Origin of the sequence: Enterococcus sp. DIV0901a (assembly GCF_051711525.1) — a bacterium.
Classification (GTDB): Bacteria; Bacillota; Bacilli; order Lactobacillales; family Enterococcaceae; genus Enterococcus_B; species Enterococcus_B faecium.
In genome coordinates this window covers 1888500-1912078 of sequence record NZ_JBIOMW010000001.1, presented here as the reverse complement: position 1 = coordinate 1912078, position 23579 = coordinate 1888500, and the positions used below count along the sequence as shown (strand labels likewise).

Genomic DNA, 23579 nt, shown 5'->3' with positions numbered 1-23579 from the left:
CATTGGGAAGGATCTATTTTTCAGATAACAACTTATATGAAGTGTCTGCAGATTCGTCATAAAGAGTTTGTTCGGGATAAGAAAAGATAAGATAAAAACCATACTGATCACGTACGACTAAACGATATTCATCTATTTCTACCACAGATGTGCCAAGAGACTGACCGTTGATCAAAAACGTGTAATCAGATGTAATCTGTAATTGTTGTTTTTGCTGGCTATCACTAAAGAACCATGTACCTTGATACTTTGAGAGTCCTTCTGACTTTTCCGCTTGTTTTTTCTTTTTCAAGTAAATAAAACTTGAGAGAACGGTAATGAGTGAACCAAGAAAATAGATCATTTTTTTTATCACCAAATCACTCCTTTATGAGAAAATAATCGCATAGACATATTCTTTCTTCTTTATTTCATTGTACCGAATAAAAGCTAAAATTTCTCTAAGACTTTCGACTGGTTTTTTTACTGTTTTTCTACAAATTATGATAGGATACATAGTAGGAAGAAAGGTGACATAATTTGAAGTATCAGCAAGTGGAAATAGCTTTTTTTATTGACCGCCCGAATCGGTTTATAGCACATTGTATGAAAAAAGACGGAGAAATAATTATTGCGCATGTCAAAAATACAGGTAGAGGAAAAGAGGTCCTGATACCAGGCGCTGAAGTGGCTATTGTATTTGTTCCTGGACCTAAACGGAAAACCGCCTATGATCTGATTGCTGTAAAAAAGAAGGGTGACTGGTTTAATATCGATAGTCAATTGCCTAATCGGCTGGCAATTGATGGTATTTTAGACGGCACGATCCTTTTACCAGGATTAACTGGTCCATTTACGGTATACAAGCGTGAAGTAACTTATCTTCACTCCAAATTTGATATTTATTTAGAGACGGTGGTCGGACAAAAAGCATTTGTTGAAGTCAAAGGTATGACACTTGAAAATAAAGCGATTGGTGCTTTTCCTGATGCGCCCACACTCAGAGGATTGAAACATATAGGAGAATTAACGTATGCCGCACAAGATGGTTATGCCGCTTATGTCTTGTTTATTGCTCAATTCGAACATCTTCATCTGGCAACGATCCATGAAGAAATGCAACCAGCACTAGCTGATATGGTTCGACATGCGCAGCAAAGCGGAGTTCAAATCCTCGCCTATAATTGTCAAGTATCGGCAGATGAGGTAACTGTCAAGCAGGCCATTCCATTTGATGTAGATATCCCTTTTGAAGATCCTATACAATAGAAAGAAGGTAAAATAATGATCAACTTAGGTATTATCGGAACAAATTGGATTACTCATCAATTTGTCCAAGCAGCTTTAAGCACAAAAAAATATGAATTGACAGCGGTATATTCTAGACATTTGGAAAAAGCACAGGAATTTGGTTCTCATTATGAAGGGGATATCGAATTCGCAACAGATTTGAAGACTTTTTTCAATATTACTCATATGGACACCATTTATATTGCTTCTCCGAATAGTCTTCACTTTAGTCAAGCTAAGCAAGCAATTTTGGCAGGAAAAAATGTGATAGTTGAAAAGCCAGCTTTTTCGACGCCAAAAGAAATGGATGAAATCATCCATTTGGCAAATGAACACAATGTGTATTTTTTTGAAGCAGCAAGAAATATCCATGAATCAGGTTTTAAAAAGATTGCCGATTACTTACCATTAAAAGACGAGATAATCGGTGCAAATTTCAGCTATATGAAATATTCTTCGCGCTATGACCAAGTATTAGATGGAGAAGAACCGAATATCTTCTCGACTCATTTCTCAGGTGGTGCATTGATGGATTTAGGTGTTTACCTTGTATATGCAGCTGTTGCTTGGTTTGGAATGCCAAAAGAAGTCCATTATTTCCCAAGAAAGATTTCTACTGGTGTAGATGGTCTTGGATGGGGGATCTTACGTTATGAGAATTTTGATGTATCGATCCAGCCAGGTAAAATCGGTGATTCTTATTTACCATCAGAGATTTATTTTGACTCAGGAACGCTAGTGATGAATGGAGTCAATGCAATTGAACAAGCACAATTTCATGATCGCGCGCATAAAGAAATCATTGATTTGGCGGTAACAGCTGCAGAAAATCCAATGGCAGATGAAGCAGAGGATTTTGCCAATGTCATGGCTCATCCGAAAGATCCAGCTTGGGGATTGTTGTATGAAGAGTGGATCGAGCTAGCTAGAAATGTGAACCAAGTGATTTATGATTTAAGAAAAAATGGCGGCATCAAATTCGATGCAGATAATGAGGAAGATTTTTAATGAACGAATTTGTACAAGTATTTCCCGAAAATTGGCAGAAAAAATATGAGGATAAAGGGTTTATCTCACCTTCTCTTATTCAACGAGCAGTTTTTCAGCCACTAAGTAATAAACAAAGTATAGTAGCGGTTTCTCCTACAGGTTCAGGTAAAACACTGGCTTATCTTTGGCCTCTACTACTAAACGTGGAACCAGGTGAAGCAAGTGCGTTGGTCATTTTTGCTTCTTCTCAAGAACTAGCTATTCAAGTAGCAGATGTTGCACGTGAATGGGGAAAAGACAAAGAGTTGAAAGTCCAATCTTTGGTGGGCGGAGCCAACGTCAAACGTCAGATTGAGGGGTTGAAGAAAAAACCAGAAATCTTGATTGGTACACCAGGAAGAATACTGGAATTGATGAAAGCAAAAAAAATAAAAGCACATCAAGTGAAAACAATGGTATTTGATGAAGCAGACCAGCTATTTGACGCTGGGAACAGCCAAATCATTGATCAAATTCTTCATCAAGCTCCAACAGAGTATCAGCTAGCCTTTTTTTCAGCGACAGCAGATCGTTCCCTTGAAAGCATTGAAAAAATCACTGGGAAAACGTTTGAGACAATTGACGTGACAGCAGAGGACGATTCTCGAAAAGGACTGAGACATTACTTTTTACGTGTACCGATACGAAAGAAAGATGACTATTTGAGACGTCTCACGCATATAGAAGATTTTCATGGTCTGATTTTCTTTAATCAACTGACTGAATTAGGCGTGATGGAAGAAAAATTGCTGTATAGAGGTGTACCGGTAGGAAGTCTGGCCTCTGATCAGAACAAGCTACTCCGAAAAGCAGCGCTAGAACAATTCAAAAAGAAAATGGTCAGAGCACTTTTGACCACAGATGTGGCGGCTAGAGGTTTAGATATTACAGGTCTTCCTTATGTAGTGAATGCAGAAGTTCCGTTAAGTGAAGAAGCTTATTTGCATCGTTCGGGAAGAACTGGTCGAATGGGTAATGAAGGAATAGTAATTACACTCGTACAAGATAATAATCTAAGAGATTTAAAACGGCTTTTACGTCCATCAAATATAACACTTGAAGAGATTTTTTTATACGGAGGTAAGCTGCAAACTGAGCAGCCAACCAAAGAAGATGCAGCTCCTGCAGTAAATAAAAAGTATGCGAAAACTTTTTCTGGAAAGGAGCAGAACCCAGAATATAACAAAGAAAAAATAAGAAAAAAAGTTAAAAATAAATCAAAAAAAGAGAGAAATAAAGGAGCAAGGCGCAAATAAGCGCCTTTTTATGCTATGATTATGAAAACGGGAACAAAATTGGTTGCCAGAGGAGGGGTTATGTGAAAGAACGTCAAGAAGAGATCTTGCAGCTATTGACAGAAAACCAACAAGGATTGACAGCAAGTGATGTAGCTGAGCGCTTAACTATCGATCGAAGCAATGCAAGCCGATATTTAAGTGAACTATACAAGGCCCATCATATTGTAAAAACCGCTGGCCGACCAGTCGTTTACTCTTTGCCAACGGAAAAGTCAAAATCTGATGAAGTGCATGTCGACTCTTCTACGCAAGTGACTTTTGAAACACTCGTTGGAGAAAATGATTCTTTAAAAGTCAGCATACAGCAGGCAAAAGCTGCGATTCTTTATCCACCGCGGGGGTTGCATACGATTATTTTTGGAGAAACTGGTACAGGGAAGTCGATGTTTGCTGAATGTATGTATCATTTTGCAATCGATTCAGAGATGCTTTCTGCAGATGCGCCATTTGTTTCTTTCAATTGTGCGGATTATGCTCAAAATCCGCAACTGCTCTTTGGACACATCTTTGGGATCAAAAAAGGGGCTTACACAGGAGCAGCTCAAGATAGTCCCGGTCTAATAGCCAAAGCAGACGGCGGTATATTGTTTTTAGATGAGATCCACCGTTTACCGCCGGAAGGGCAGGAAATGCTGTTTACTTTCATTGATAAAGGTATTTACCGTCCGCTTGGAGAAAGTGCACAAGTACATGAAGCATCTGTTCAGATCATTGGGGCGACGACTGAATCTTCAGAAAGTTTCTTATCTACGTTCAATCGACGGATTCCTATGGCAATCACCTTGCCGAATCTTGCTTCACGTTCACTGGATGAGCGTTATGAAATCATCTCTCTTTTTATCAAACAAGAAGCGAATCGTTTGAATCAACGTATCGATATCGAAAAAGAAGCGATTCTTGCCTTCATGCTTTATGATGCGGAAGGAAATATCGGTCAAGTGAAACGAGACTTGAAACTAGTCTGTGCAAAATCTTTTTTACATTACCGTACTCATCATGAGAAAAAGCTAATCATTCGAAAAGAAGAACTTTCCCTTCAAGTACAAAAAGGATTACTGAAAATCAAGGAAATACCGGAACGTCTCGACCGATTCATGGACAGCAAAAGTCAGTATTTGACATTTGAACCAGGATTTGCTGATGTTGTCTGGTCACAAGATCCAGAACGAAACATGCAGGTCTATAACGATATTGAGGAAAAAGTCACTTCTCTTTCCGAAACCGGTGTGGAGAACATTGATCTAGAGACCCTCATTTCAAAAGATGTGGATGCTTATTTCCAGACATATGTCAAAGAATTGACTAAAAGTTCGATTCCCAAAGATCTTTTGCCAGATGAAATCTGGCGGTTAACCAATCAATTGTATGATGTGGCTGAAAAACGGTTAGACCGTATTTATAATGAAAAAGCTCGTTTTGCTTTTGCTTTGCATTTGCAAAGTACATTGGATCGTGTGAGAGAAGGTCATATGATCGTCCATCCAGATTTGAATAACGTACGAAAAAATTTTAAGAGGGAATTCCAGGTAGCAATCGATCTTTCAACGATCATTGAAGAAGAAGAACAAGTTGAGATTCCTTTTGATGAAATCGGCTTTATTAGTATGTTTCTTTCTATCAATCTAGGAGAAAGTGAGCCTGTTAAAGAAAACAAAGTAGATGTTCTCGTATTGATGCACGGCAGACAGACTGCTTCAAGCATGTTGGAGATGGCACAAGAACTATTAGGAACAAAAGTAGGGAAAGCTTTTAATATGCCACTGGTTATGGAAGTTCAAACAATGTATGAAGAAGTGTTACAATATGTCAAAAACTATCAAGAGCATTTGACGAATGGCCTACTCTTGTTAACAGATATGGGATCATTAAACACCTTCAGTGATTTGATTTATGAAGAGACTGGCATTCGGACGAAAGCTATCACGATGACAAGTACCATGATTGTGATAGAAGCGATACGGATGGCAAGTGTTGGAAGAAGCTTAGAAGATATTTATCAAAATATCCAGCTTTCCTTTGAATCGATCGTACGTGATCAGTTCAAAGCGGAAAAGTCTGAAACTTTACAGCGTAAAAAAGCCGTAATCGTGACATGCTTTACTGGTGAAGGAGTAGCTGCCAAATTATATCAGCGTATTATGCCAGTGATTAATCAAAATAAGGTAGAACTGATCCAGATGCAGTTTTTAGAACGTGAATCATTCAAAAAACACATCGATGCCTTATTGGAAGAATATGAGATCAAAGCAATTGCGGGAACAGTTGATGTTGATTATCAAAATATCCCATTTTTTTCAGCCTATGACGTTTTTGATGATGAAAAACTAAATATTTTAAAGCGTATAGCTGATGATGAGATCCCGACAGCTAAAATTGTCGATTCACTTGCTGGATCATTAAGCGATGTCTTTTCTATTGATGAACTGATCCGTTCATTGCAAAAGACAGTTCAGCAGATCCAGACCGATTTGTCGATTATCGTGGAACCTGGAGTAGATACTGGAATCGTTATCCATTTAGCCTTCATGTTAGACGGATTGATCAAACAAGAAAGCCATCGGCAATTTGAGAAACTGTCTATTTTCTCAAAAATTTATCGTTTGGAAATGGATATCGTTCGGGCAAACTTGATGGCACTAGAACGAAAATATCAGGTAAAAATTCCAGAAGATGATATCGCATTTCTTACACAAATGTTTCTTGAAAATAAAATAAAAAAATGAACACACTAATCATACTGTTTACACACTAAACATCTGTGTGCGCACTATAAAAAAGAGCTAAAAAGCATGAAAACGCTATTTCAGCTCTTTTTTTTATTGGCATGCTTCTTGCGTTATATAAAAGTGTAAAAAAATAAAAGGAGTGTTAAAAATGGCAAAAAAAACAATCATGTTAGTTTGTTCAGCAGGGATGAGTACGAGTTTATTGGTCACAAAAATGCAAAAAGCAGCAGAAGAAAAAGGGATGGAAGCCGATATTTTTGCGGTCTCTGCCTCAGATGCAGATAATAATTTAGAATCTAAGAATGTCGATGTATTATTATTAGGTCCTCAAGTACGTTTCATGAAAGCTCAATTTGAACAAAAACTTGCGCCTAAAGGTATTCCATTAGATGTCATCAATATGCAAGACTATGGCATGATGAACGGAGAAAAAGTTCTTGCACAAGCAGAAAATCTAATGAAATAAATCAAGTATGCAGTTGGGGGTATAACAACGTGGAAGATCAACAAAATCTAGAAGCCATCATGGGGTTAATCATGTTTGGCGGTAATGCAAAGAGCGATGCAATGGAAGCGATTGCGGCTGCTAAAATCGGTGATTTTGAGTTAGCGGATAGGAAAATCGCTGATGCAGAAGAATCACTTATACAAGCGCATCATGCACAAACAGACATGTTGACACAAGAAGCACAAGGAAATCATATGCAAGTGACATTATTGACTGTTCACAGTCAAGATCACTTAATGACATCTATTGCGTTTACTGATTTAGCAAAAGAAATCATCGAACTTTATCGTCGCGTATACAGCGAATAAATACAACTTCTTTTTTGAACGGAAGAAGAAAAATTTTTGAACGGATTTTTTATTTTGTTATAAGGAGAACTCTCTTTATATAAAAAACTTATAGGAGGAAGTAAAAAATGAACGGACTATCAAGTTGGATGGAGAAATACATCCTGCCGGTTGCCGCAAAAATCGGAGCGCAAAAACATTTAGTTGCTTTGCGTGATGCTTTTATCGGCACACTGCCCGCAACAATGGCGGGATCAGTCGCTGTAATGATCAATGCAATTATTCGTGATTTACCGCAACAGTTTAACAGTACCTATGCTGACAGTTTAGCAGCAGACAAAGGAATCTTTGCCGTATTGAATGTCATCATCGGAATCAATGGTTTTGTCTGGAACGGTACACTAGCAATCGCCGGATTGATCTTTGCCTTTTCTTGGGGGTATAATCTTGCCCGAGCTTATGGAGTAAATGATCTAGCTGGGGGGATCGTTGGTTTAGCTACCTTGATTCAAGGTATTTCCTTTGGTCCAGCATTATCAGCAGCATTAGATGTGAATGTTCCTTCAAATGTCGCAGATGCAATCAATAGTTCTGAGATTGGTGCAACGATTGCAGATGGCACACTGTCAGTTGGATTATGGGGTTGGCTAAAACTAGATCATTTGAATGGAAACGCTTATTTTACAGTTATGATCATGGGAGCTATTTCAGTCATTATTTTTTGTAAATTGATGCTTGCCAACATTACGATCAAAATGCCTGATTCAGTACCACCAGCAGTATCTAAAGCATTTGCAGCCATTTTACCAGCGACGATCGCTTTATACGTCATTGCTATTATCAATTATATCGTAGGTCGTGTAGCTGATGGGCAACTGATCATTGATTTGGTGCAAAAATATATTGCAGAACCATTCCTAGGATTATCTCAAGGGTTGGGAGCAGTATTGATCGTCACAGTATTTGTTCAAGTATTCTGGTTCTTTGGTATTCATGGACCAAATGTATTGGCACCAGTGCTAGAGGGAATCTGGGGACAAGCACAACTAATCAATATTGATATTTTCCAAAAAGGTTATAACGGAAAAACTGGTACACCAGCCGTGTTAGATGCAATCGAAGATGGAAAAGCTTATATGTGGGTCCGCGGATCGTTCGATGCTTTTGCATGGTTTGGCGGATCAGGCGGAACGATCGTCTTACTGATAGCTATCTTGATTTTCTCTAAACGTGCAGATTATCTAACAGTAGCTAAATTATCCATTGGGCCTGGTATCTTCAATATCAACGAACCAGTGATGTTTGGTCTGCCAATCGTATTGAATGCAATCATGTTTATCCCATTCTTGATTGCTCCAGTAGTAGCAACAGCAATTGGATGGACAGCTACTTATCTTGGCCTAGTCGCTCCGGTATCGCAGCAAGTCACATGGGTAGTACCGCCGTTCTTATTGTCATTCTTAGCAACAGGAGCGGATTGGCGGGCACCGATCGTAACATTAGTATGTATGGTCGTGACTTTCTTGATTTGGGCACCATTTGTCATCTCTGCAAACAAAATGGACCCTGCCGCAGGCGAACAACAATAAGATGAACGTGAGGAGCGGGACGCTTTAAGTTTCGTTCCTCATAATGAATTTTCGAGGAGGAACTGAAATGATTACAATTGCCAGTGCAATGCAACAAGATGAAATCAAAGAATTGTTAGAAGGATACAATGAAGAAGGAATGACTTTTACATTTAAAGAAAAACAAGGAATCAAGCTGTTCTTTGAAACAAGTGCAGAAGATCCGGAAGTTGCGGCTAAAAAAGCAAAGGAACTAATCAAAGCACAGCCTTGGGGAACAGTCCTTTATTTTCAATCAACAGCTGTTTAGAAAATGGTTTAAAAAGATAGGATGGTTGAGATGATAAAAAACGGTTTATTTTTATGTAGTATTGGTTCTTTGATCGTGTTGTATAGTTTGAATCCACATTCGCAAAGGTATGATTTGTATAGTATGGTCACAGGTCTTTTTCTAACAGGATTAGGAATCTATTTCTTCATGAAGGGGAAAAAAAGAGAAGAAGCAAAGGAGAAAAATAACTAATGGAAATCACGAAAAAATTAAATATTCCAGCATCGTTTTTTTACGATAAAGTTATGGACTCTGTCCTTTTCGATGTACGTAAAGCGACCGGCAAATCAGTAACTAGAAAACAGCTGAAAAATTTGGAGTACGTCAAACAATTCTCGCAAAATAACCGGGCTCGCATAAAAATCGAAGAAGTCATTGAAAACCAGTCTTATAAGTTTCGTACATCGACAACGAAGAATGAATTCGTCGTTCATTATCAAATCAAACCATTGGACGATTCGACCTGTGAGGTTCATTACACAGAAAAAATGGAGTCTTATGGCATGCTTCAAAAGTTGAATGATATGCTTTTAGGAACAATCTTGATGTATTTTAAACGGAGACGTTTCAAAAAAATGCTAGATATGATCGAAGCAACGTATTAAATCAATGAAACATGGTACTATTTAGTTATTGAAAAATGAAGTAAGCTAGAAGGAATTTTTCATAGGAAGATAGATCTTTCCTGCGAATCCTCACTAGCTTTTTTGTAGGAAGGGGCAGCAAAATGACAAACAAAGTAAGAGAGCTAGGTGTATCTTCGATTGAGGAAATGTTTGATTTAGCCACTTATGCATTTAATGGGGCAGATACACCTGAAAGGCGAGAACGTTTTCGTACACTTGCGGAGAATTCTTGGAATTACGGATTTTTTGATGAGGAGGATCGGCTAACAAGTCAAGTCATGGCGACCCCTTTTCCAGTGAATTTTTACGGACAAGAGTACCTAATGGCCGGCATTGGCTATGTTGCTTCTTATCCAGAAGCAAGGGGACAAGGCGGGATCAATCAGATCATGGAAAAGATCCTTGAAGATTGCCGTGATCGTAAAGTAAGCTTATCTTATCTGGCGCCATTCTCCTATCCCTTCTATCGGCGCTATGGCTATGAACAATCATTTGATAAAATCAGTTATCAACTAAACAGTCGTGATGTGCCGTTTATCAAAAAAAAATCTGGAAAAATAAAGCGTATGGATTTTGAAGATGCAAAAGCTGCAATCAGAAGAATTTATGAACAGATGCCGGAAAACCAACGAGCTGGTCTGAAGCGCGAAGACTGGTGGTATACGTATAAATTCAAGCAAAAAGGCAATTACCAGTTTGCTTTGCATTTTGATGATAATGAGGAAGCAACGGGATATATCGTTTATCAGCTTGCAACGTCTTCCTTTATTATTGCGGAGTGGGGATTTTTGGATCATGATGCTTTTTGCAGCCTTGTTCGCTTCGTAAGTTCTCACAATGGTGCTTTTGAAACATTTGAATATTCATGCGGCTACGGCGGTAATGATCAAAATTATCTATTAGAAAATCCATTTGCTTCTGTAATGATCACACCTTATATGATGGCGAGGATCGTAGATATTTCTTTGTTTTTGGAAAATTATCCATTTAAAAAGAGACAAGCTGCATTTGCCCTACAAATAGAAGAAGATCATTATGCGAAATGGAATGAAGGAATCGTGGAAGTAACAATCGAAAATGGAAAAAATCATCTCTCAAAAGTAGAACAAACAAAACTCCCAATCGTTCGAGGAAGTATCCAACATATCACGCAGCTATTATTAGGGTATCGTAAAGTGGAAGAGTTGGTATTCCAAGAAAGAATACAGGTGACAAAAGAATATGAAGAAACGTTAAGCTCAATCTTGCCACAGCAACAGCCAATTCTTAATGACTATTTTTGATAAAAAACGGGTGATGACAATATTTTTGTCACCACCCTTTTGTTTTTCATTTGGCATTTGAAGGAAAATGTTAAAGTAAATCCTCTTTTTTCGTAAATTTGAATTTTTTGTTTTCTTTTGTTTTAGGGTTTTCTTTTTTGTGGTCTTGGATTGCTTCTTTCGTAATCTTTTCCCGATTTTTTTTAGATGAATCTAAGCGTTCTGCGTATACTTTTTCTTTTGGCTTATCATTCATTGGAAAGAACCTCCCTACATTATTTCATTCTACCTCTAGTTTATCATCTGTTAAGGACTAGTGAAAACGTTTTGCCTAACTTATAAGCTGATTTTTTTAGCAGATAAGCTTGCAAGTAAAAAACAAACAAGCTACAATTGATTTATTGAAATTGTTCCTGTAGCTCAGTAGGATAGAGCAATCGCCTCCTAAGCGATAGGTCGCTGGTTCAATTCCAGTCAGGAACGTACAAATAACCCCTGTATCCTTTGCGGTACAGGGGGTTATTTTGTATAAGTAGACATTGTAGTTTCTAAACTGCTATGTCCTAAACGTTTCGATACGCTAAGTATATTTACTCCTTGATAAAGTAAAATAGATGCATGCGTATGTCTTAGTCCATCAATAAACAGTCGAAGAGAAAATAGGGAAAAATTGATTACTAAAGAAAAACTTACTAGGTCGACGGTGTAGTTGATTTTCATACTTCAATAGATTCGAATTAAACGATTTCGATTGGCTTATACCAGTCCTATCCAACGAAAGATATATCGTTCTTAACTCTAGCGGTATAACTTGAAGCTTTACGTAAAGCCAATGGGAATGAACTGGAGATGACTTTTTATTATTTTTAGTAATAGCTGATGGGTTAATACTTACAACTTTCCTTTTCAAAGTACCATATAAAAAAACGGTGGGGTTGTTTAGCGAAATAAAGGATCTAAGCCAATAGCTTAGATCCTTTATTCTATGCTTTATATTATTTTTTGCATGTGTGCGAAAGTATACTCAAGCCCAATCGCCATTTCGGAAAATCGGTACTGTAGAGCCATCTTCACGGATTCCGTCGATATCCATCTTGTCAGATCCTACCATGAAATCTACGTGGGTTTGACTTCTATTCAATCCAGCTTCTGCTAATTCTTCATCGGACATTTCTGTACCGCCTTTCACACTGAAGGCATAAGCAGAACCTAGTGCTAAGTGATTCGATGCGTTTTCATCAAATAATGTATTGAAAAAGATGATGCCAGATTGAGAAATAGGTGAAGGGTCAGGTACAAGTGCGACTTCTCCTAAACGACGCGCACCTTCATCTGTATCAAGCAGTTTTGCTAAGACATCTTCTCCTTGTTCGGCAGAAAAATCAACAACTTTTCCATCTTTAAAAGTAAATTTCATACCCGAGATGATGGTGCCAGCATAACTCAGTGGCTTTGTACTTGAAATGTAACCATCTACTCGATGACTGTCAGGTGCTGTGAACACTTCTTCCGTCGGCATATTTGCCATGAATTTTTCTCCACGAGCATTATAGCTTCCAGCGCCTTCCCAAAGATGGTTTTTAGGCAATCCGATAATGATATCTGTACCGGGAGCAGTATAGTGAAGGGCAGAAAATTGTTCTCGATTCAATTCTTCTGCTTTTTTTGCTAATTTTTCATCATGCTTCTTCCATGCTAAGACAGGGTCTTCTTCATAGACACGAGTCGTTTTGAAAATCTGATCCCATAATGCCTCAACTTGTTTTTCTTCTGGCAGTTCTGGGAAGACTTTTGCTGCCCATTGTTTACCAGCCGCAGCCACGACAGTCCAACTGACTTTATTTGCTTGAGTTGCCTTGCGTAAATTCATTAGTGCTTTGCCATTCGCTGATTGATAAGACGCTACTCGATGGCTATCTACACCAGCAAATGCATCGGGATCGGCAGAAACAACGCTGATCCTGCTTGCTCCTTTTTCAAGCCATTCATCCGCTTGATCGATTTTAGATTGTGGTACATTCTCAATACGATCCGTTGCAGCATGTAAAAGAAATTCTCTTTGGATCTGGTCGTCAGTCCATTGAACGATAACCTCAGCGGCTCCTAGTTTATAAGCTTCTTGTGTGATCAATCGAGCAAGGGGTGCCTGTTCCACGCTGATCTGTAAAACAACTGTGTGTCCTTTTTCTGTGGCTACGCCAGTTTCTGCAATTAAGCGTGCATATTTTTTTAGAAGTTCATTAAAATCAGATAACATAATAAAAATTCCTCCTCACCATTTTTTCTGGTAACTATTAGCATGATACCATTTAATTATGATTCAAACAATGAGGCTTTAAATAAAAAAAGGAGGTTATTTTTTTAAGGTTAAGTTTCATGATATATGTTACTACTTGCTATTTCAGCTTGTGAAGAAAATCAAAAACTAATTTTGCATATCAAAAAAAACATGTTACAATGAAATTAATCAATGGTGGAAGCGTTATAAAAAAATTAAGGAGATTAAAAAAATATGGCAAGAAAAAAGACGATTACTAGAGAACAGATTTTGGCAGCTGCTTATGAAGTAGCTGCCACCGATGGATTTACACGATTTACTGCGAGAAACATCGCGAACAAAATGAATTGTTCCACGCAACCGATTTATCTTGAGTTTAAAAATATGGATGACTTGAGACAAGCTCTTTTTGAGCAGATCTATGATCATTTACAATATGAAGTGTTCACTGTTGAGCATACAGGGAATACGATTATCGATCTTGCTTTTAATTATATCCATTTTGCAAGAAGAGAGAAGAAGTTGTATCGTTCACTGTACTTAGAAGAATATGGTGGAGGAAAAGAGATGCAGAATTTCTCTTATACTTACTTTGTGAATACAGTGAAACGCGATCCAGCTTATGTGAATCTTTCAGAAGAGCAGATCGAATCTTTGTATAATGGGACATGGATCATAGCTACTGGGATCGCAGCTTTGATGTCTTCAAGCATCATCCATCCAACTGATGAACAGATTGAAAAGATGATCCAAGACAGTATAGATGCTATCTTGAAATTCAAAGAACCAATCGAAATCGATTGAATATACTCAAAATTTCCACAAATCAGTAGATAACAAGAGATGTGTCAAAATAAGGAAAAGTTCGTTTTTCTTACAGCGTATGCATTTTTAACTCCCGAAGAACTCTTCCATGAATGCAATGAATAAAAGAGCCGTACAGATTGAATAAATCTGGATGGCTCTTTTATTGCAAGTATATTAAATTTTTGCGACTAGTTCTTTAGCGAAAGCTTCTAAATTTTCGATATCTTCTTCTTCAGCATTCAGATCCACTTTAACATTTTCGGCTCCTTTTGATGCGCCTGTTTTTGCAAAAGCAGCATCGAAATCATCCACCGATTTGCAGAATTCATCGTAAAAAGTATCACCAGATCCGCAGACACCGTAAATTTTTCCCGATAGATCCAATTCTTGCAAGTCTTCATAAAAGTCTACGATCTCATCAGGCAGATCGCCATCATCGTATGTATAAGTAGCTACTACGCAAATATCTGCCTCCTCGAATTCATCTGCATCTACTTGGGTACATTCGTTGATTTCGACTTCGATATCCAGATTTTCAAATGCTTCTGCAACAATATCGGCGATTTCTTCAGTGTTTCCTGTCATGCTAGCATATACGATTTTTGCTAAAGCCATGATGTGCCTCCTCGTTTATAATTATTTAACAATTATGAATTATACCAAAACATCATTGAAAAGAAAATAAAACCTAGAGACACCTGGGGAATGTCATTTGGCTAAATGTATGCCGCTATGTTAAAATGAGAGGGATTTGTAAAAAGGAGACGAAAATATGATTACTTTAAAATCAGCACGTGAAATTGAAATGATGGCAGAATCTGGAGCTTTATTAGCAGATGTACATAAAAATCTGCGTGATTTTATAAAACCTGGAATCACAAGTTGGGATATTGAGGTATTTGTCAGAAACTATATCGAGAGTCATGGCGGAATTGCTGCGCAAATTGGCTTTGAAGGGTATGAATATGCGACTTGTATCAGTATAAATGATGAAATTTGTCATGGATTCCCTCGTAAAAAGCCTTTGAAAAACGGTGATTTGGTAAAAGTCGATATGTGTATCGATTTGAAAGGCGGCATTTCTGATTCTTGTTGGGCCTATGTAGTTGGAGAATCTACACCTGAGATCGACCGATTGATGGAAGTAACGAAGAAAGCTTTGTACATCGGTATTGAGCAAGCACAAGTAGGGAATCGGATTGGTGACATCGGTCATGCTATCCAAACTTATGTAGAAGGCGAAAATCTAGCGATCGTTCGTGATTTTATTGGTCATGGCGTTGGTCCTACGATTCATGAAGAACCAGCAGTTCCTCATTACGGAGAAGCTGGAAAAGGGTTGCGGTTGAAAGAAGGCATGGTTATCACGATCGAACCTATGGTTAATACCGGAACTTGGAAAATGAAAATGGATCCTAACGGCTGGACTGCGTATACAAGAGACGGCGGACTTTCTTGCCAATATGAACATACATTGGCTATTACTAAAGATGGTCCAAGAATTTTGACATCACAAGGAGAAGAAGGCACTTATTGATCTAGCCAGTCAATAGGTACGGGAGAGGTACATGAAAGTTTGGAACAAAATAAAACAAAATGAAAATCTGATGCGCTTTATTGAGACGACTCAAAAGCGCATCACTGATTCAGAAATGAGTACGACCTCTGTCGTCGTTGCTTATTATTTACTCTTGTCTTTATTTCCATTGATTATTGCTTTTGGTAATATTTTACCGTTTCTCCACATCGATCAAGAGACTGTACTGACCTATTTACGAGAAGTGATTCCTGAGACCGTTTACCAGTTTATCGGTCCTGCAATCAAAGACCTTTTGACACAAAGTTCAGGAGGCTTGTTATCCGTTTCTGCATTAGCGGCTTTATGGTCTGCAAGTCAAAGTATCAATGCTTTGCAAATTGCGATGAATAAAGCGTATGGCGTAGAAAATAGAAAAAATTTTTTGATCGTCCGTTTCTTCTCACTAATTGTCATTGTCTTGTTCATGATTGCTATTAGTGGGGTAACTATCGTTCTTGGGTTGGGACAGCTGATTTTGGATGCTATTCAGCCAATCGTACAAATACCCGTGAACTTTATCGATCAGTTCCAAACTTTGAAGTGGCCAATCACATTGGTAGCTTTATTTGTCATCATGTTCTTGATTTATTTAATTGTCCCTAATGCTCAGTTGAAGTTGAAGACGATCATTCCGGGCACGATCTTCGCTACTGTCGGCTGGATGCTGTTATCACAAGTGTTTAGTATCTATGCTAGGTATTTTGCAACGAGGATCAGCGGTTATCAGATCATAGGAAGTTTTATTGTACTCATGCTTTGGCTTAATTTTGCTGCTACGATCATCATTTTGGGCGGAATCATCAATGCAGTTGTTCAAGAATACGTGACGGGTCATCAAATCAAAAAACGTCGAGATCCAAGCCGAAAATGGTTCAATAAATTGAAAACTAAATTTTCTCATAAAAAAAAGTAGAAACAAGAGTTCTTATTGTAAATTTATATCAGTAATTTATAATAATTATGACTCTTAATTAAAGTAGGTGCCCATATGCTTGTTTCTTTTAGTATGGTTATAAGATTTTTTCTGACAATTTTATTATCACTGATATTAACACCTGTATTCAAAATCATTTCAGTACAAACAGGTATGGTCGACAAACCAAATGAAAGAAGAATAAATAAAGTTCCAATGCCTTCAGCGGGCGGACTGCCTATCTTTATTTCATTTGTTATATCGACTTTATTCTTATTCCGTAAAATTATCCCTCAATCGTATATTGTACCGATCTTGATTGCTTCTTTAGTAATCATAGTCACAGGAGTGCTCGATGATAAATATGAGCTGACACCTAAACAAAAAAGTATAGGGATCTTGATTGCTTCTCTTATTATTTATTTTGTAGCAGATATACGTATTGATTCCTTCACGCTTCCTTTTATTGGATATATCCAACTAGGCTGGCTTAGTTTTCCCGTAACGATTTTTTGGATCTTCGGTATCACGAATGCGGTCAATCTGATTGACGGTTTGGATGGGCTGGCGGCAGGGATTTCATTGATCGGTTTAATTACGATAGGAATCATTGGATATTTTTTCCTCCATGCTTCTACAGTGTATATTCCAGTTGTTATTTTCTGTCTTGTAGCAAGTATTATCGGTTTTTTTCCTTACAATTTTTATCCGGCAAAGATTTATTTAGGCGATACAGGAGCTCTATTCCTAGGGTTTATGATGGCCGTCCTTTCACTACAAGGGCTGAAGAACGTGACTTTTGTTTCATCGATTTCTTTGCTGATCGTCATGGGAGTGCCGGTAACAGACACGTTTTTTGCTATCATTAGGAGAAAAGCAAACCGTGTTTCTTTTTCTACAGCAGATAAAAAACATCTTCATCACCGACTAATCAGTTTAGGCTTTACTCATAAAGGTGCTGTCCTGACGATTTATGCGATGGCTTTGATGTTTTCTTTCACAGCTATGGTCATGAATTATACTGGAAGAATCGGAACGATCATATTGATTATTGCCATGTTGTTTGCTGCAATTTTATTATTTGAATTGATTGGTCTGATCAATGAGAAACATCAGTTTATTTTAAAAACATTGCGATTTTTAGGGAATAAAGAGTACCGTACGCAAGTAAAACAGAAATATTTGAAGAAATGGAACCGTCATATAGATGAATAACAAATTAAACCAGCCGATCCTTATTAGTATTGTGACGGCAAACAGTGATAAAATTTTTCGGACACTAGATAATTTTATTTCAACTGTAAAAGATGAAACAGCAGTAAAAATCCGAATTTTTGACAACAATTCACTTCCCGAGTACAAAAAAAGACTAACAGAGTATAGGAAATATCCCTACATCGATATCTATTTTCATGATGAAAATTCCGGATTTGGTTATGGACATAATCACAATCTGATAGCTAGCGATTCTCGCTATGGCATTATTTGTAACCCAGATATTTTAGTGGATGAAGAGACAGTTACAGCATTGGTCTTGTTATTGAAAGAACATCCGGAATGTGCGATGTTAGCACCTAAGATTCTTAATGAAGATGGAACAACTCAGCACCTCATCCGTGAGCAGCTGGCTGTTTTTGATTACGTTTTGCGCTTTGTGCCTTTCAAATGGGTCAAAAAAAAGTTTGACAAACGACTGGCTGTGTTTGAATGCCGAGGATTGCCTACTGATGCTAATAGTTATGTACGGATGATCTCAGGTAGTTTTATGGTAGCTGATATTGATAAATTTAAAGAGATAAAGGGGTTTGATGAGCGTTTCTTCATGTACTTTGAAGACAACGACTTGTGTTTGAGTTTTGAAAAAGCAGGTTACAAGTTATTGTACACACCCTTTTATGCAGTTATCCATTTTTACGGGAAGGGTGCGCATCGAAATGCAAAACTGTTTCGCGTGTTTTTGACTTCTATGATGAAATTTTTCAATAAGTGGGGGTGGCGTTTTTTCTGATGAAACCAGAAATATTAGTAGTCGTTGTGCTTTATCAGCAACTATTCAGTCAATCTCCAGCTTATGGACCATTAAGCAAAGCACTTAGCGAAAAGCAAATTCAGCTTATTATTTACGATAATAGTCCTCAAAGGCAGCAAAATGAGCTGTTTGAAAAAGAAAATATCGTTTACCATCATGATCCGCAAAATCCTGGTTTAGCGGTGGCTTATAATTTTGCGTTGTCTCAAGCAGATGAAGGAACACGTTGTCTCGTCACTCTGGATCAGGATACGAGGCTAGTCGACGATTATTTTGAACTATTGCGTAAAGTAACCTTTACAGATGAATGTGTTGCTGCAGTTCCGATGATTTTTTCTGGGAGCCGACAAGTTTCTCCCCTATATTCAGATCGTTATATCAATCGTACAGCTCAAGCAGTAGAAGTTGAAGGCCCAACAGCTGAACGAATCATGGCAATCAATTCAGGTGTTGCCTGGTCTGTCAAATTTCTAAAAAAGATTGGCGGGTTTAATCCTGCTTTTTCTTTAGATTTTTTGGATCATTGGCTGTTTTGGAAAGTGGATCAGTTGGAAAAAACTGTGGAGATCCTTCCTGTACGAATGGAACATGATCTTTCGGTTTTAGACTATGAAAAAGTTTCAAGTAATCGATACCGTTCTATTTTACAAGCAGAAAATCGATTTTATCATGAATATGATCAAAGGCATTTATCCAGTCACCGACGACAATTATTGTTAAGAACAGCTAAACAGTTCTTGACCGTCAAAAACCGGCATATCTGGCGGATGACTTTGCGCTCATATGTTAAGAATTGGAAGGTGTGAATTCGTGCGTTCGGTTTGTATAGCTACCTTTAATGGAGGCAGATATTTAAGAGAGCAGTTAGATAGTATTTTATCTCAGCTTTCAGCAGAAGATGAAGTAGTCATTTCTGATGATGGGTCAGTAGATGATACATGGGATATATTAACTGAATACGCAGAAAAAGATAAGCGAATCCAGCTTTTTTCGGGGCCTCGTCAAGGATTGATCGCTAATTTTGGTTATGCGATCCAGCAGACGAAAGGAGATCTAATCTTTTTGGCAGACCAAGATGATGTTTGGTTGGAGACAAAAGTGAAAAAGATCACTGACTATTTTGAGCAGAATCCGGATCAGCTAGTAGTAGTTTCTGATTTAATCATTGTGGACAGCGAGCTGCAAGAGATCCATGATTCGTATTTTTCGTTTCGAAATTCCAAAGAAGGATGGCTTAATAATGTGATAAGAAGTCACTATATTGGTGCTGGTATGGCTTTCCGGTCTTCTTTAAAACCCGATATTTTGCCGATCCCGTCAGAAGTGCCGATGCATGATATGTGGATTGGTTTGCTGGGAGGAAAGAAGACTGGGTTCCTAAGAGAACCGTTAACTCTGTACCGAAGACATGATTTAAACGCGAGTGAGATTGAAACACATTCTAAATTACGGCAAAAAATTTCTTGGCGTGTTCATCTGATTACGGCGTTGATCAAACGAAAATGGTTTAAACGTTGATAAAAGATGTTTAAATCCTTAATATTTCCATGACAAATATAACAATTGATGAGATAATAACAAAGTGAAATTTGAAATCAAAAAGGAGAGCATATATCCATGAAGGGAATCATTCTTGCTGGGGGCAGCGGAACACGTCTGTACCCTTTAACAAAGGCAACATCGAAACAATTGATGCCGATTTATGACAAACCAATGATTTATTATCCAATGTCTACTCTGATGTTGGCGGGAATCAAAGAAATTCTGATTATTTCAACGCCACAAGATACACCACGTTTCAAGGAATTATTTGGAAACGGAAATGATTTAGGACTGCAGATCGAATATGCAGTACAAGAAAGTCCAGATGGATTGGCACAAGCGTTTATCATTGGAGAAGAATTTATTGGAGATGATAGTGTCTGCTTGGTATTAGGGGACAATATTTACTATGGTGGCGGTCTGTCTAAAATGTTGCAACGAGCAGCTTCAAAAGATACAGGCGCGACAGTATTTGGCTATCATGTCAATGATCCAGAACGCTTTGGTGTAGTAGAATTTGATGAGAATATGCAAGCTTTGTCGATTGAAGAAAAGCCTGCTCAGCCAAAATCAAATTACGCTGTAACTGGCCTTTATTTTTATGACAATGAGGTAATTTCTATCGCTAAAGGTATCAAACCTTCAGAACGTGGAGAACTAGAGATTACGGATGTCAATAAAGCATATTTGGATAAAGGAAAACTATCCGTAGAACTTATGGGACGCGGATTTGCTTGGCTTGATACAGGAACACATGAATCATTGCTTGAAGCATCTACCTTTATCGAAACAATTGAAAAACGTCAGAACTTAAAAGTGGCTTGTTTGGAAGAAATTGCTTACCGTATGGGCTACATCGATAAGGAACAATTGCTGGCCCTTGCACAGCCATTGAAAAAAAATCAATACGGTCAATATTTATTGAATTTGGCCGCTGAATAAGGAGTCCTTACAGATGAAAGTAACAGATACAAAATTAACAGATGTCAAAATCGTAGAAATGGACGTCTTTGGCGATCATCGCGGTTTCTTCACAGAAAGTTATTCAAAAGCAAAATTTGCAGAACATGGATTGAAATATGACTTTGTTCAAGACAACCATTCACTATCAGCTGAAGCTGGTGTCCTTCGGGGGCTTCATTTCCAAAAAGGAGAAGCTGCACAGACAAAATTGATTCGGGTAGTCACTGGAGCAGTTTTAGATGTAGTAGTGGATATCCGCAAGGGTAGCCCGACTTATGGTCAATGGGACGGATTTATCTTATCTGAACATAATCATCGACAGTTGCTTGTACCTAAAGGATATGCCCATGGATTCGTTACTTTGACACCAAATGTGAACTTCCTTTATAAGTGTGATAATTACTATAATGCAGAAGCAGATGGGGGCATCGCATTTGATGATCCAGATTTAGCGATTGATTGGCCAATTGATCCATCAAGAGCGATTATGTCGGAAAAAGATCACCGTCATCCGACATTAAAAGAATTTGAAGCAGAAAATCCATTTGTTTACGGAGAAATCTAAGAATTAAGGAGAAATTTTCTTATGAAAAACATCATTGTTACCGGAGGTGCCGGATTCATCGGCTCTAATTTCGTTCATTACGTGGTAAACAATCATCCAGAAGTGCATGTCACTGTTTTGGATAAACTGACTTATGCAGGAAACAAAGAGAACTTGGCTGGACTTCCTAGCGATCGCGTAGAATTGGTCGTAGGAGATGTTGCAGATGCAGAATTAGTGGACCGTCTAGTAAAAGAAGCGGACGCAGTTGTTCATTACGCGGCAGAATCCCATAACGATAATTCATTAAAAGATCCTTTCCCATTTGTACAAACGAATATCATTGGTACGTATACACTTTTAGAAGCTTGCCGCAAGTATGATGTACGCTATCATCACGTATCTACTGACGAGGTTTACGGCGATCTTCCATTACGTGAAGACCTGCCAGGACATGGGGAAGGCGAAGGAGAAAAATTCACTGCGGAAACACCATATAATCCTTCAAGTCCATATTCTTCTACAAAAGCTGGTTCAGATCTGTTAGTAAAAGCATGGGTGCGTTCTTTTGGCTTACGTGCAACCATTTCAAACTGTTCAAACAACTATGGTCCTTATCAGCATATTGAAAAATTTATTCCTCGCCAAGTAACGAATATCTTAAGCGGTATTCGTCCAAAATTATATGGCGAAGGAAAGAATGTTCGTGACTGGATCCATACGAATGATCATTCTTCAGCAGTGTGGCTGATTTTGACGAAAGGCAGAATTGGCGAAACCTATCTGATCGGTGCAGACGGTGAAGAAGATAATAAGACCGTGATGGAATTGATCTTAGAAATGATGGGTCAACCAAAAGATGCGTACGACCATGTAAACGACCGTGCAGGACACGACTTGCGTTATGCAATCGATTCGACAAAATTACGGGAAGAGTTAGGATGGAAGCCTGAGTTTACGAACTTCCGTGATGGGTTGGCTGACACGATCAAATGGTACGAAGAACATGAAGACTGGTGGAAAAAAGAAAAAGAGGCCGTTGAAGCAGCATATGCCAAAAATGGACAATAATACAGAGAAAATGTCACTGTATTAATGGAAAAACACATGTGAGGCAGGCGCTCGCCTGTCTCTTTTTTAAAATAAAAATCAAGGAGCGGATAATCATATGTTTTTATTAACTGGAGGAAATGGGCAACTAGGTACAGAATTGCGCCATTTATTAGATGAAAAAAATCTGCCATATGTTTCAACAGATGCAAAAGACTTGGATATCACAGATGCCGAGAAAACAATGGCTTACATCACAGAATTAAAACCTGATGTTATTTTCCATTGTGCAGCTTACACAGCAGTAGATAAAGCAGAAGAAGAAGCAAAAGAATTAGATGAGAAGATCAATGTTGATGGTACAAGAAATGTAGCACTTGCAGCAAAAGCTGTGAATGCTCAATTCGTCTATATCAGTACAGACTATGTTTTCGATGGAAAAAACAAAAATGTAGAATACGAAGTAGACGACCAAACGAATCCACTAAATGAATATGGTCGTACGAAATTATTAGGCGAAAAAGCAGTAGAAGAGATTTTAGAAGACTATTATATCATACGAACTTCTTGGGTTTTCGGGATCTATGGACACAATTTCGTCTTCACGATGCAACGCCTAGCGGAAACCCGCGACAAACTGACTGTAGTAAATGACCAGTTTGGGCGACCAACTTGGACACGTACTTTGGCAGAATTTATGGTATATGTCATCGAAGAAAAAGCACCATTTGGTATTTATCATTTGTCGAACGAAAATAGCTGTTCTTGGTATGAATTCGCAAAAGAAATATTGAAAGATACAGATGTAGAAGTTGCACCTGTTACGTCAGAAGAATTTCCGCAAAAAGCAACACGTCCGCAGTATTCAGTCATGAGCCTGAAAAAGACAGAAGCGTTAGGATTTGTCATACCAACTTGGCAAGAAGCACTTGCGCAAATGCTGGAAGCTGCCAAAAAAATGAATAAGTAA

The 23579-nt window shown here is 38.1% G+C and carries 26 protein-coding genes, 1 tRNA gene and 1 pseudogene; 23 read left to right on the top strand and 5 right to left on the bottom strand.

The features are described 5' to 3' along the window. Nucleotides 1-13: 13 nt before the first annotated feature. On the bottom strand, nt 14-355 hold the full coding sequence (locus tag IGL70_RS09200; protein ID WP_002294538.1) for a DUF4828 domain-containing protein: 342 nt from the start codon (nt 353-355) through the stop codon (nt 14-16). Between the two features lie 164 nt (nt 356-519). On the opposite strand from IGL70_RS09200, the gene sfsA reads away from it, so the two are divergent. The 11 genes from sfsA to IGL70_RS09145 all read left to right on the top strand — a co-directional run bounded on the left by sfsA (nt 520) and on the right by IGL70_RS09145 (nt 10925). Then, nucleotides 520-1248 carry a DNA/RNA nuclease SfsA gene (gene sfsA / locus IGL70_RS09195; protein ID WP_104765411.1) on the top strand — a complete coding sequence of 243 codons (729 nt, stop codon included), beginning with the start codon at nt 520-522 and terminating at the stop codon, nt 1246-1248. Nucleotides 1249-1263: 15 nt separating this feature from the next. Beyond that, nucleotides 1264-2277 (top strand): Gfo/Idh/MocA family protein, encoded by a 1014-nt coding sequence (locus tag IGL70_RS09190; protein WP_002286612.1) that lies wholly within the window; start codon nt 1264-1266, stop codon nt 2275-2277. Next, nucleotides 2277-3554: a DEAD/DEAH box helicase gene (locus IGL70_RS09185; RefSeq protein WP_002294535.1), complete on the top strand. Its 1278-nt coding sequence runs from the start codon at nt 2277-2279 to the stop codon at nt 3552-3554. The genes IGL70_RS09190 and IGL70_RS09185 overlap by 1 nt, the downstream gene beginning before the upstream one ends. 62 nt (nt 3555-3616) lie before the next feature. Continuing rightward, a complete protein-coding gene (locus tag IGL70_RS09180; protein WP_002326050.1) occupies nt 3617-6319 on the top strand; it encodes a sigma 54-interacting transcriptional regulator in 2703 nt (900 codons plus the stop codon). Between the two features lie 151 nt (nt 6320-6470). Beyond that, nucleotides 6471-6788 (top strand): PTS sugar transporter subunit IIB, encoded by a 318-nt coding sequence (locus IGL70_RS09175; RefSeq protein WP_002286606.1) that lies wholly within the window; start codon nt 6471-6473, stop codon nt 6786-6788. Between the two features lie 29 nt (nt 6789-6817). Then, a complete protein-coding gene (locus IGL70_RS09170; RefSeq protein WP_002286604.1) occupies nt 6818-7138 on the top strand; it encodes a PTS lactose/cellobiose transporter subunit IIA in 321 nt (106 codons plus the stop codon). Nucleotides 7139-7245: 107 nt separating this feature from the next. Then, nucleotides 7246-8706, top strand: coding sequence for a PTS sugar transporter subunit IIC (locus tag IGL70_RS09165; RefSeq protein WP_002286601.1), 1461 nt, complete (start codon nt 7246-7248; stop codon nt 8704-8706). 67 nt (nt 8707-8773) lie between these two features. Further along, nucleotides 8774-8995, top strand: coding sequence for a hypothetical protein (locus IGL70_RS09160; protein ID WP_002286598.1), 222 nt, complete (start codon nt 8774-8776; stop codon nt 8993-8995). A gap of 30 nt (nt 8996-9025) precedes the next feature. Further along, on the top strand, nt 9026-9208 hold the full coding sequence (locus tag IGL70_RS09155) for a DUF3188 domain-containing protein (protein WP_002286596.1): 183 nt from the start codon (nt 9026-9028) through the stop codon (nt 9206-9208). Next, complete coding sequence (locus IGL70_RS09150; RefSeq protein WP_002286592.1) at nt 9208-9621, top strand: DUF3284 domain-containing protein; 414 nt, start codon at nt 9208-9210, stop codon at nt 9619-9621. Before IGL70_RS09155 ends, IGL70_RS09150 begins: the two co-directional genes overlap by 1 nt. A 122-nt stretch (nt 9622-9743) precedes the next feature. Then, the gene (locus IGL70_RS09145; RefSeq protein ID WP_002286589.1) at nt 9744-10925 is read left to right on the top strand and encodes a GNAT family N-acetyltransferase; all 1182 of its coding nucleotides are present in this window, start codon (nt 9744-9746) and stop codon (nt 10923-10925) included. Nucleotides 10926-10995: 70 nt separating this feature from the next. Here IGL70_RS09145 and IGL70_RS09140 read toward each other — a convergent pair whose 3' ends face one another. Further along, nucleotides 10996-11160: a hypothetical protein gene (locus tag IGL70_RS09140; RefSeq protein WP_002286676.1), complete on the bottom strand. Its 165-nt coding sequence runs from the start codon at nt 11158-11160 to the stop codon at nt 10996-10998. A 153-nt stretch (nt 11161-11313) separates the two neighbouring features. Between IGL70_RS09140 and IGL70_RS09135 the strand changes: the two genes are divergently transcribed. Next, nucleotides 11314-11387 (top strand) — tRNA-Arg (locus IGL70_RS09135). Between the two features lie 45 nt (nt 11388-11432). Here IGL70_RS09135 and IGL70_RS09130 read toward each other — a convergent pair. Both IGL70_RS09130 and IGL70_RS09125 read right to left on the bottom strand, forming a co-directional pair. Then, nucleotides 11433-11546: pseudogene (locus IGL70_RS09130) on the bottom strand (tyrosine-type recombinase/integrase); the annotation flags it as partial. A 382-nt stretch (nt 11547-11928) separates the two neighbouring features. Next, nucleotides 11929-13161: an aminopeptidase gene (locus IGL70_RS09125; protein ID WP_002286469.1), complete on the bottom strand. Its 1233-nt coding sequence runs from the start codon at nt 13159-13161 to the stop codon at nt 11929-11931. A gap of 255 nt (nt 13162-13416) precedes the next feature. On the opposite strand from IGL70_RS09125, the gene IGL70_RS09120 reads away from it, so the two are divergent. Beyond that, nucleotides 13417-13986, top strand: coding sequence for a TetR/AcrR family transcriptional regulator (locus tag IGL70_RS09120; protein WP_002286467.1), 570 nt, complete (start codon nt 13417-13419; stop codon nt 13984-13986). 177 nt (nt 13987-14163) lie between these two features. Here IGL70_RS09120 and IGL70_RS09115 read toward each other — a convergent pair whose 3' ends face one another. After that, nucleotides 14164-14604 carry a flavodoxin gene (locus tag IGL70_RS09115; RefSeq protein WP_002297963.1) on the bottom strand — a complete coding sequence of 147 codons (441 nt, stop codon included), beginning with the start codon at nt 14602-14604 and terminating at the stop codon, nt 14164-14166. Between the two features lie 157 nt (nt 14605-14761). Between IGL70_RS09115 and map the strand changes: the two genes are divergently transcribed. The 10 genes from map (at nt 14762) to rfbD (ending at nt 23579) form a co-directional block, all read left to right on the top strand. Then, the gene (gene map, locus IGL70_RS09110) at nt 14762-15526 is read left to right on the top strand and encodes a type I methionyl aminopeptidase (RefSeq protein WP_002294533.1); all 765 of its coding nucleotides are present in this window, start codon (nt 14762-14764) and stop codon (nt 15524-15526) included. 31 nt (nt 15527-15557) lie between these two features. Continuing rightward, nucleotides 15558-16481 carry a YihY/virulence factor BrkB family protein gene (locus IGL70_RS09105; protein WP_002286461.1) on the top strand — a complete coding sequence of 308 codons (924 nt, stop codon included), beginning with the start codon at nt 15558-15560 and terminating at the stop codon, nt 16479-16481. Between the two features lie 75 nt (nt 16482-16556). Further along, a complete protein-coding gene (locus IGL70_RS09100) occupies nt 16557-17696 on the top strand; it encodes an MraY family glycosyltransferase (RefSeq protein ID WP_002286457.1) in 1140 nt (379 codons plus the stop codon). Beyond that, a complete protein-coding gene (locus IGL70_RS09095) occupies nt 17689-18489 on the top strand; it encodes a glycosyltransferase (protein ID WP_002286455.1) in 801 nt (266 codons plus the stop codon). The genes IGL70_RS09100 and IGL70_RS09095 overlap by 8 nt, the downstream gene beginning before the upstream one ends. Then, nucleotides 18489-19316: a glycosyltransferase gene (locus IGL70_RS09090; RefSeq protein WP_002286453.1), complete on the top strand. Its 828-nt coding sequence runs from the start codon at nt 18489-18491 to the stop codon at nt 19314-19316. The genes IGL70_RS09095 and IGL70_RS09090 overlap by 1 nt, the downstream gene beginning before the upstream one ends. A gap of 4 nt (nt 19317-19320) precedes the next feature. Further along, nucleotides 19321-20028 carry a glycosyltransferase family 2 protein gene (locus tag IGL70_RS09085; RefSeq protein WP_002286451.1) on the top strand — a complete coding sequence of 236 codons (708 nt, stop codon included), beginning with the start codon at nt 19321-19323 and terminating at the stop codon, nt 20026-20028. Nucleotides 20029-20127: 99 nt separating this feature from the next. After that, nucleotides 20128-20994 (top strand): glucose-1-phosphate thymidylyltransferase RfbA, encoded by an 867-nt coding sequence (rfbA, locus tag IGL70_RS09080; RefSeq protein ID WP_002286449.1) that lies wholly within the window; start codon nt 20128-20130, stop codon nt 20992-20994. A gap of 13 nt (nt 20995-21007) precedes the next feature. Beyond that, the gene (rfbC, locus tag IGL70_RS09075; RefSeq protein ID WP_002286442.1) at nt 21008-21580 is read left to right on the top strand and encodes a dTDP-4-dehydrorhamnose 3,5-epimerase; all 573 of its coding nucleotides are present in this window, start codon (nt 21008-21010) and stop codon (nt 21578-21580) included. Nucleotides 21581-21601: 21 nt separating this feature from the next. Continuing rightward, nucleotides 21602-22630, top strand: a complete 1029-nt coding sequence (rfbB, locus tag IGL70_RS09070) for a dTDP-glucose 4,6-dehydratase (protein WP_002294532.1) — start codon at nt 21602-21604, stop codon at nt 22628-22630. Between the two features lie 97 nt (nt 22631-22727). Then, nucleotides 22728-23579, top strand: a complete 852-nt coding sequence (gene rfbD, locus IGL70_RS09065) for a dTDP-4-dehydrorhamnose reductase (RefSeq protein WP_002294531.1) — start codon at nt 22728-22730, stop codon at nt 23577-23579.

Excerpts from the sequence above, each read along its gene's own strand:
- IGL70_RS09190 (WP_002286612.1), top strand. The coding sequence starts at position 1,264 with ATGATCAACTTAGGTATTATCGGAACAAATTGGATTACTCATCAATTT.
- IGL70_RS09185 (WP_002294535.1), top strand. The coding sequence starts at position 2,277 with ATGAACGAATTTGTACAAGTATTTCCCGAAAATTGGCAGAAAAAATAT.
- IGL70_RS09175 (WP_002286606.1), top strand. The coding sequence starts at position 6,471 with ATGGCAAAAAAAACAATCATGTTAGTTTGTTCAGCAGGGATGAGTACG.
- IGL70_RS09165 (WP_002286601.1), top strand. The coding sequence starts at position 7,246 with ATGAACGGACTATCAAGTTGGATGGAGAAATACATCCTGCCGGTTGCC.
- IGL70_RS09160 (WP_002286598.1), top strand. The coding sequence starts at position 8,774 with ATGATTACAATTGCCAGTGCAATGCAACAAGATGAAATCAAAGAATTG.
- IGL70_RS09155 (WP_002286596.1), top strand. The coding sequence starts at position 9,026 with ATGATAAAAAACGGTTTATTTTTATGTAGTATTGGTTCTTTGATCGTG.
- IGL70_RS09150 (WP_002286592.1), top strand. The coding sequence starts at position 9,208 with ATGGAAATCACGAAAAAATTAAATATTCCAGCATCGTTTTTTTACGAT.
- IGL70_RS09145 (WP_002286589.1), top strand. The coding sequence starts at position 9,744 with ATGACAAACAAAGTAAGAGAGCTAGGTGTATCTTCGATTGAGGAAATG.
- IGL70_RS09140 (WP_002286676.1), bottom strand. The coding sequence starts at position 11,160 with ATGAATGATAAGCCAAAAGAAAAAGTATACGCAGAACGCTTAGATTCA.
- IGL70_RS09125 (WP_002286469.1), bottom strand. The coding sequence starts at position 13,161 with ATGTTATCTGATTTTAATGAACTTCTAAAAAAATATGCACGCTTAATT.
- IGL70_RS09120 (WP_002286467.1), top strand. The coding sequence starts at position 13,417 with ATGGCAAGAAAAAAGACGATTACTAGAGAACAGATTTTGGCAGCTGCT.
- IGL70_RS09115 (WP_002297963.1), bottom strand. The coding sequence starts at position 14,604 with ATGGCTTTAGCAAAAATCGTATATGCTAGCATGACAGGAAACACTGAA.
- map (WP_002294533.1), top strand. The coding sequence starts at position 14,762 with ATGATTACTTTAAAATCAGCACGTGAAATTGAAATGATGGCAGAATCT.
- IGL70_RS09105 (WP_002286461.1), top strand. The coding sequence starts at position 15,558 with ATGAAAGTTTGGAACAAAATAAAACAAAATGAAAATCTGATGCGCTTT.
- IGL70_RS09100 (WP_002286457.1), top strand. The coding sequence starts at position 16,557 with ATGCTTGTTTCTTTTAGTATGGTTATAAGATTTTTTCTGACAATTTTA.
- IGL70_RS09095 (WP_002286455.1), top strand. The coding sequence starts at position 17,689 with ATGAATAACAAATTAAACCAGCCGATCCTTATTAGTATTGTGACGGCA.
- IGL70_RS09090 (WP_002286453.1), top strand. The coding sequence starts at position 18,489 with ATGAAACCAGAAATATTAGTAGTCGTTGTGCTTTATCAGCAACTATTC.
- rfbA (WP_002286449.1), top strand. The coding sequence starts at position 20,128 with ATGAAGGGAATCATTCTTGCTGGGGGCAGCGGAACACGTCTGTACCCT.
- rfbC (WP_002286442.1), top strand. The coding sequence starts at position 21,008 with ATGAAAGTAACAGATACAAAATTAACAGATGTCAAAATCGTAGAAATG.
- rfbB (WP_002294532.1), top strand. The coding sequence starts at position 21,602 with ATGAAAAACATCATTGTTACCGGAGGTGCCGGATTCATCGGCTCTAAT.
- rfbD (WP_002294531.1), top strand. The coding sequence starts at position 22,728 with ATGTTTTTATTAACTGGAGGAAATGGGCAACTAGGTACAGAATTGCGC.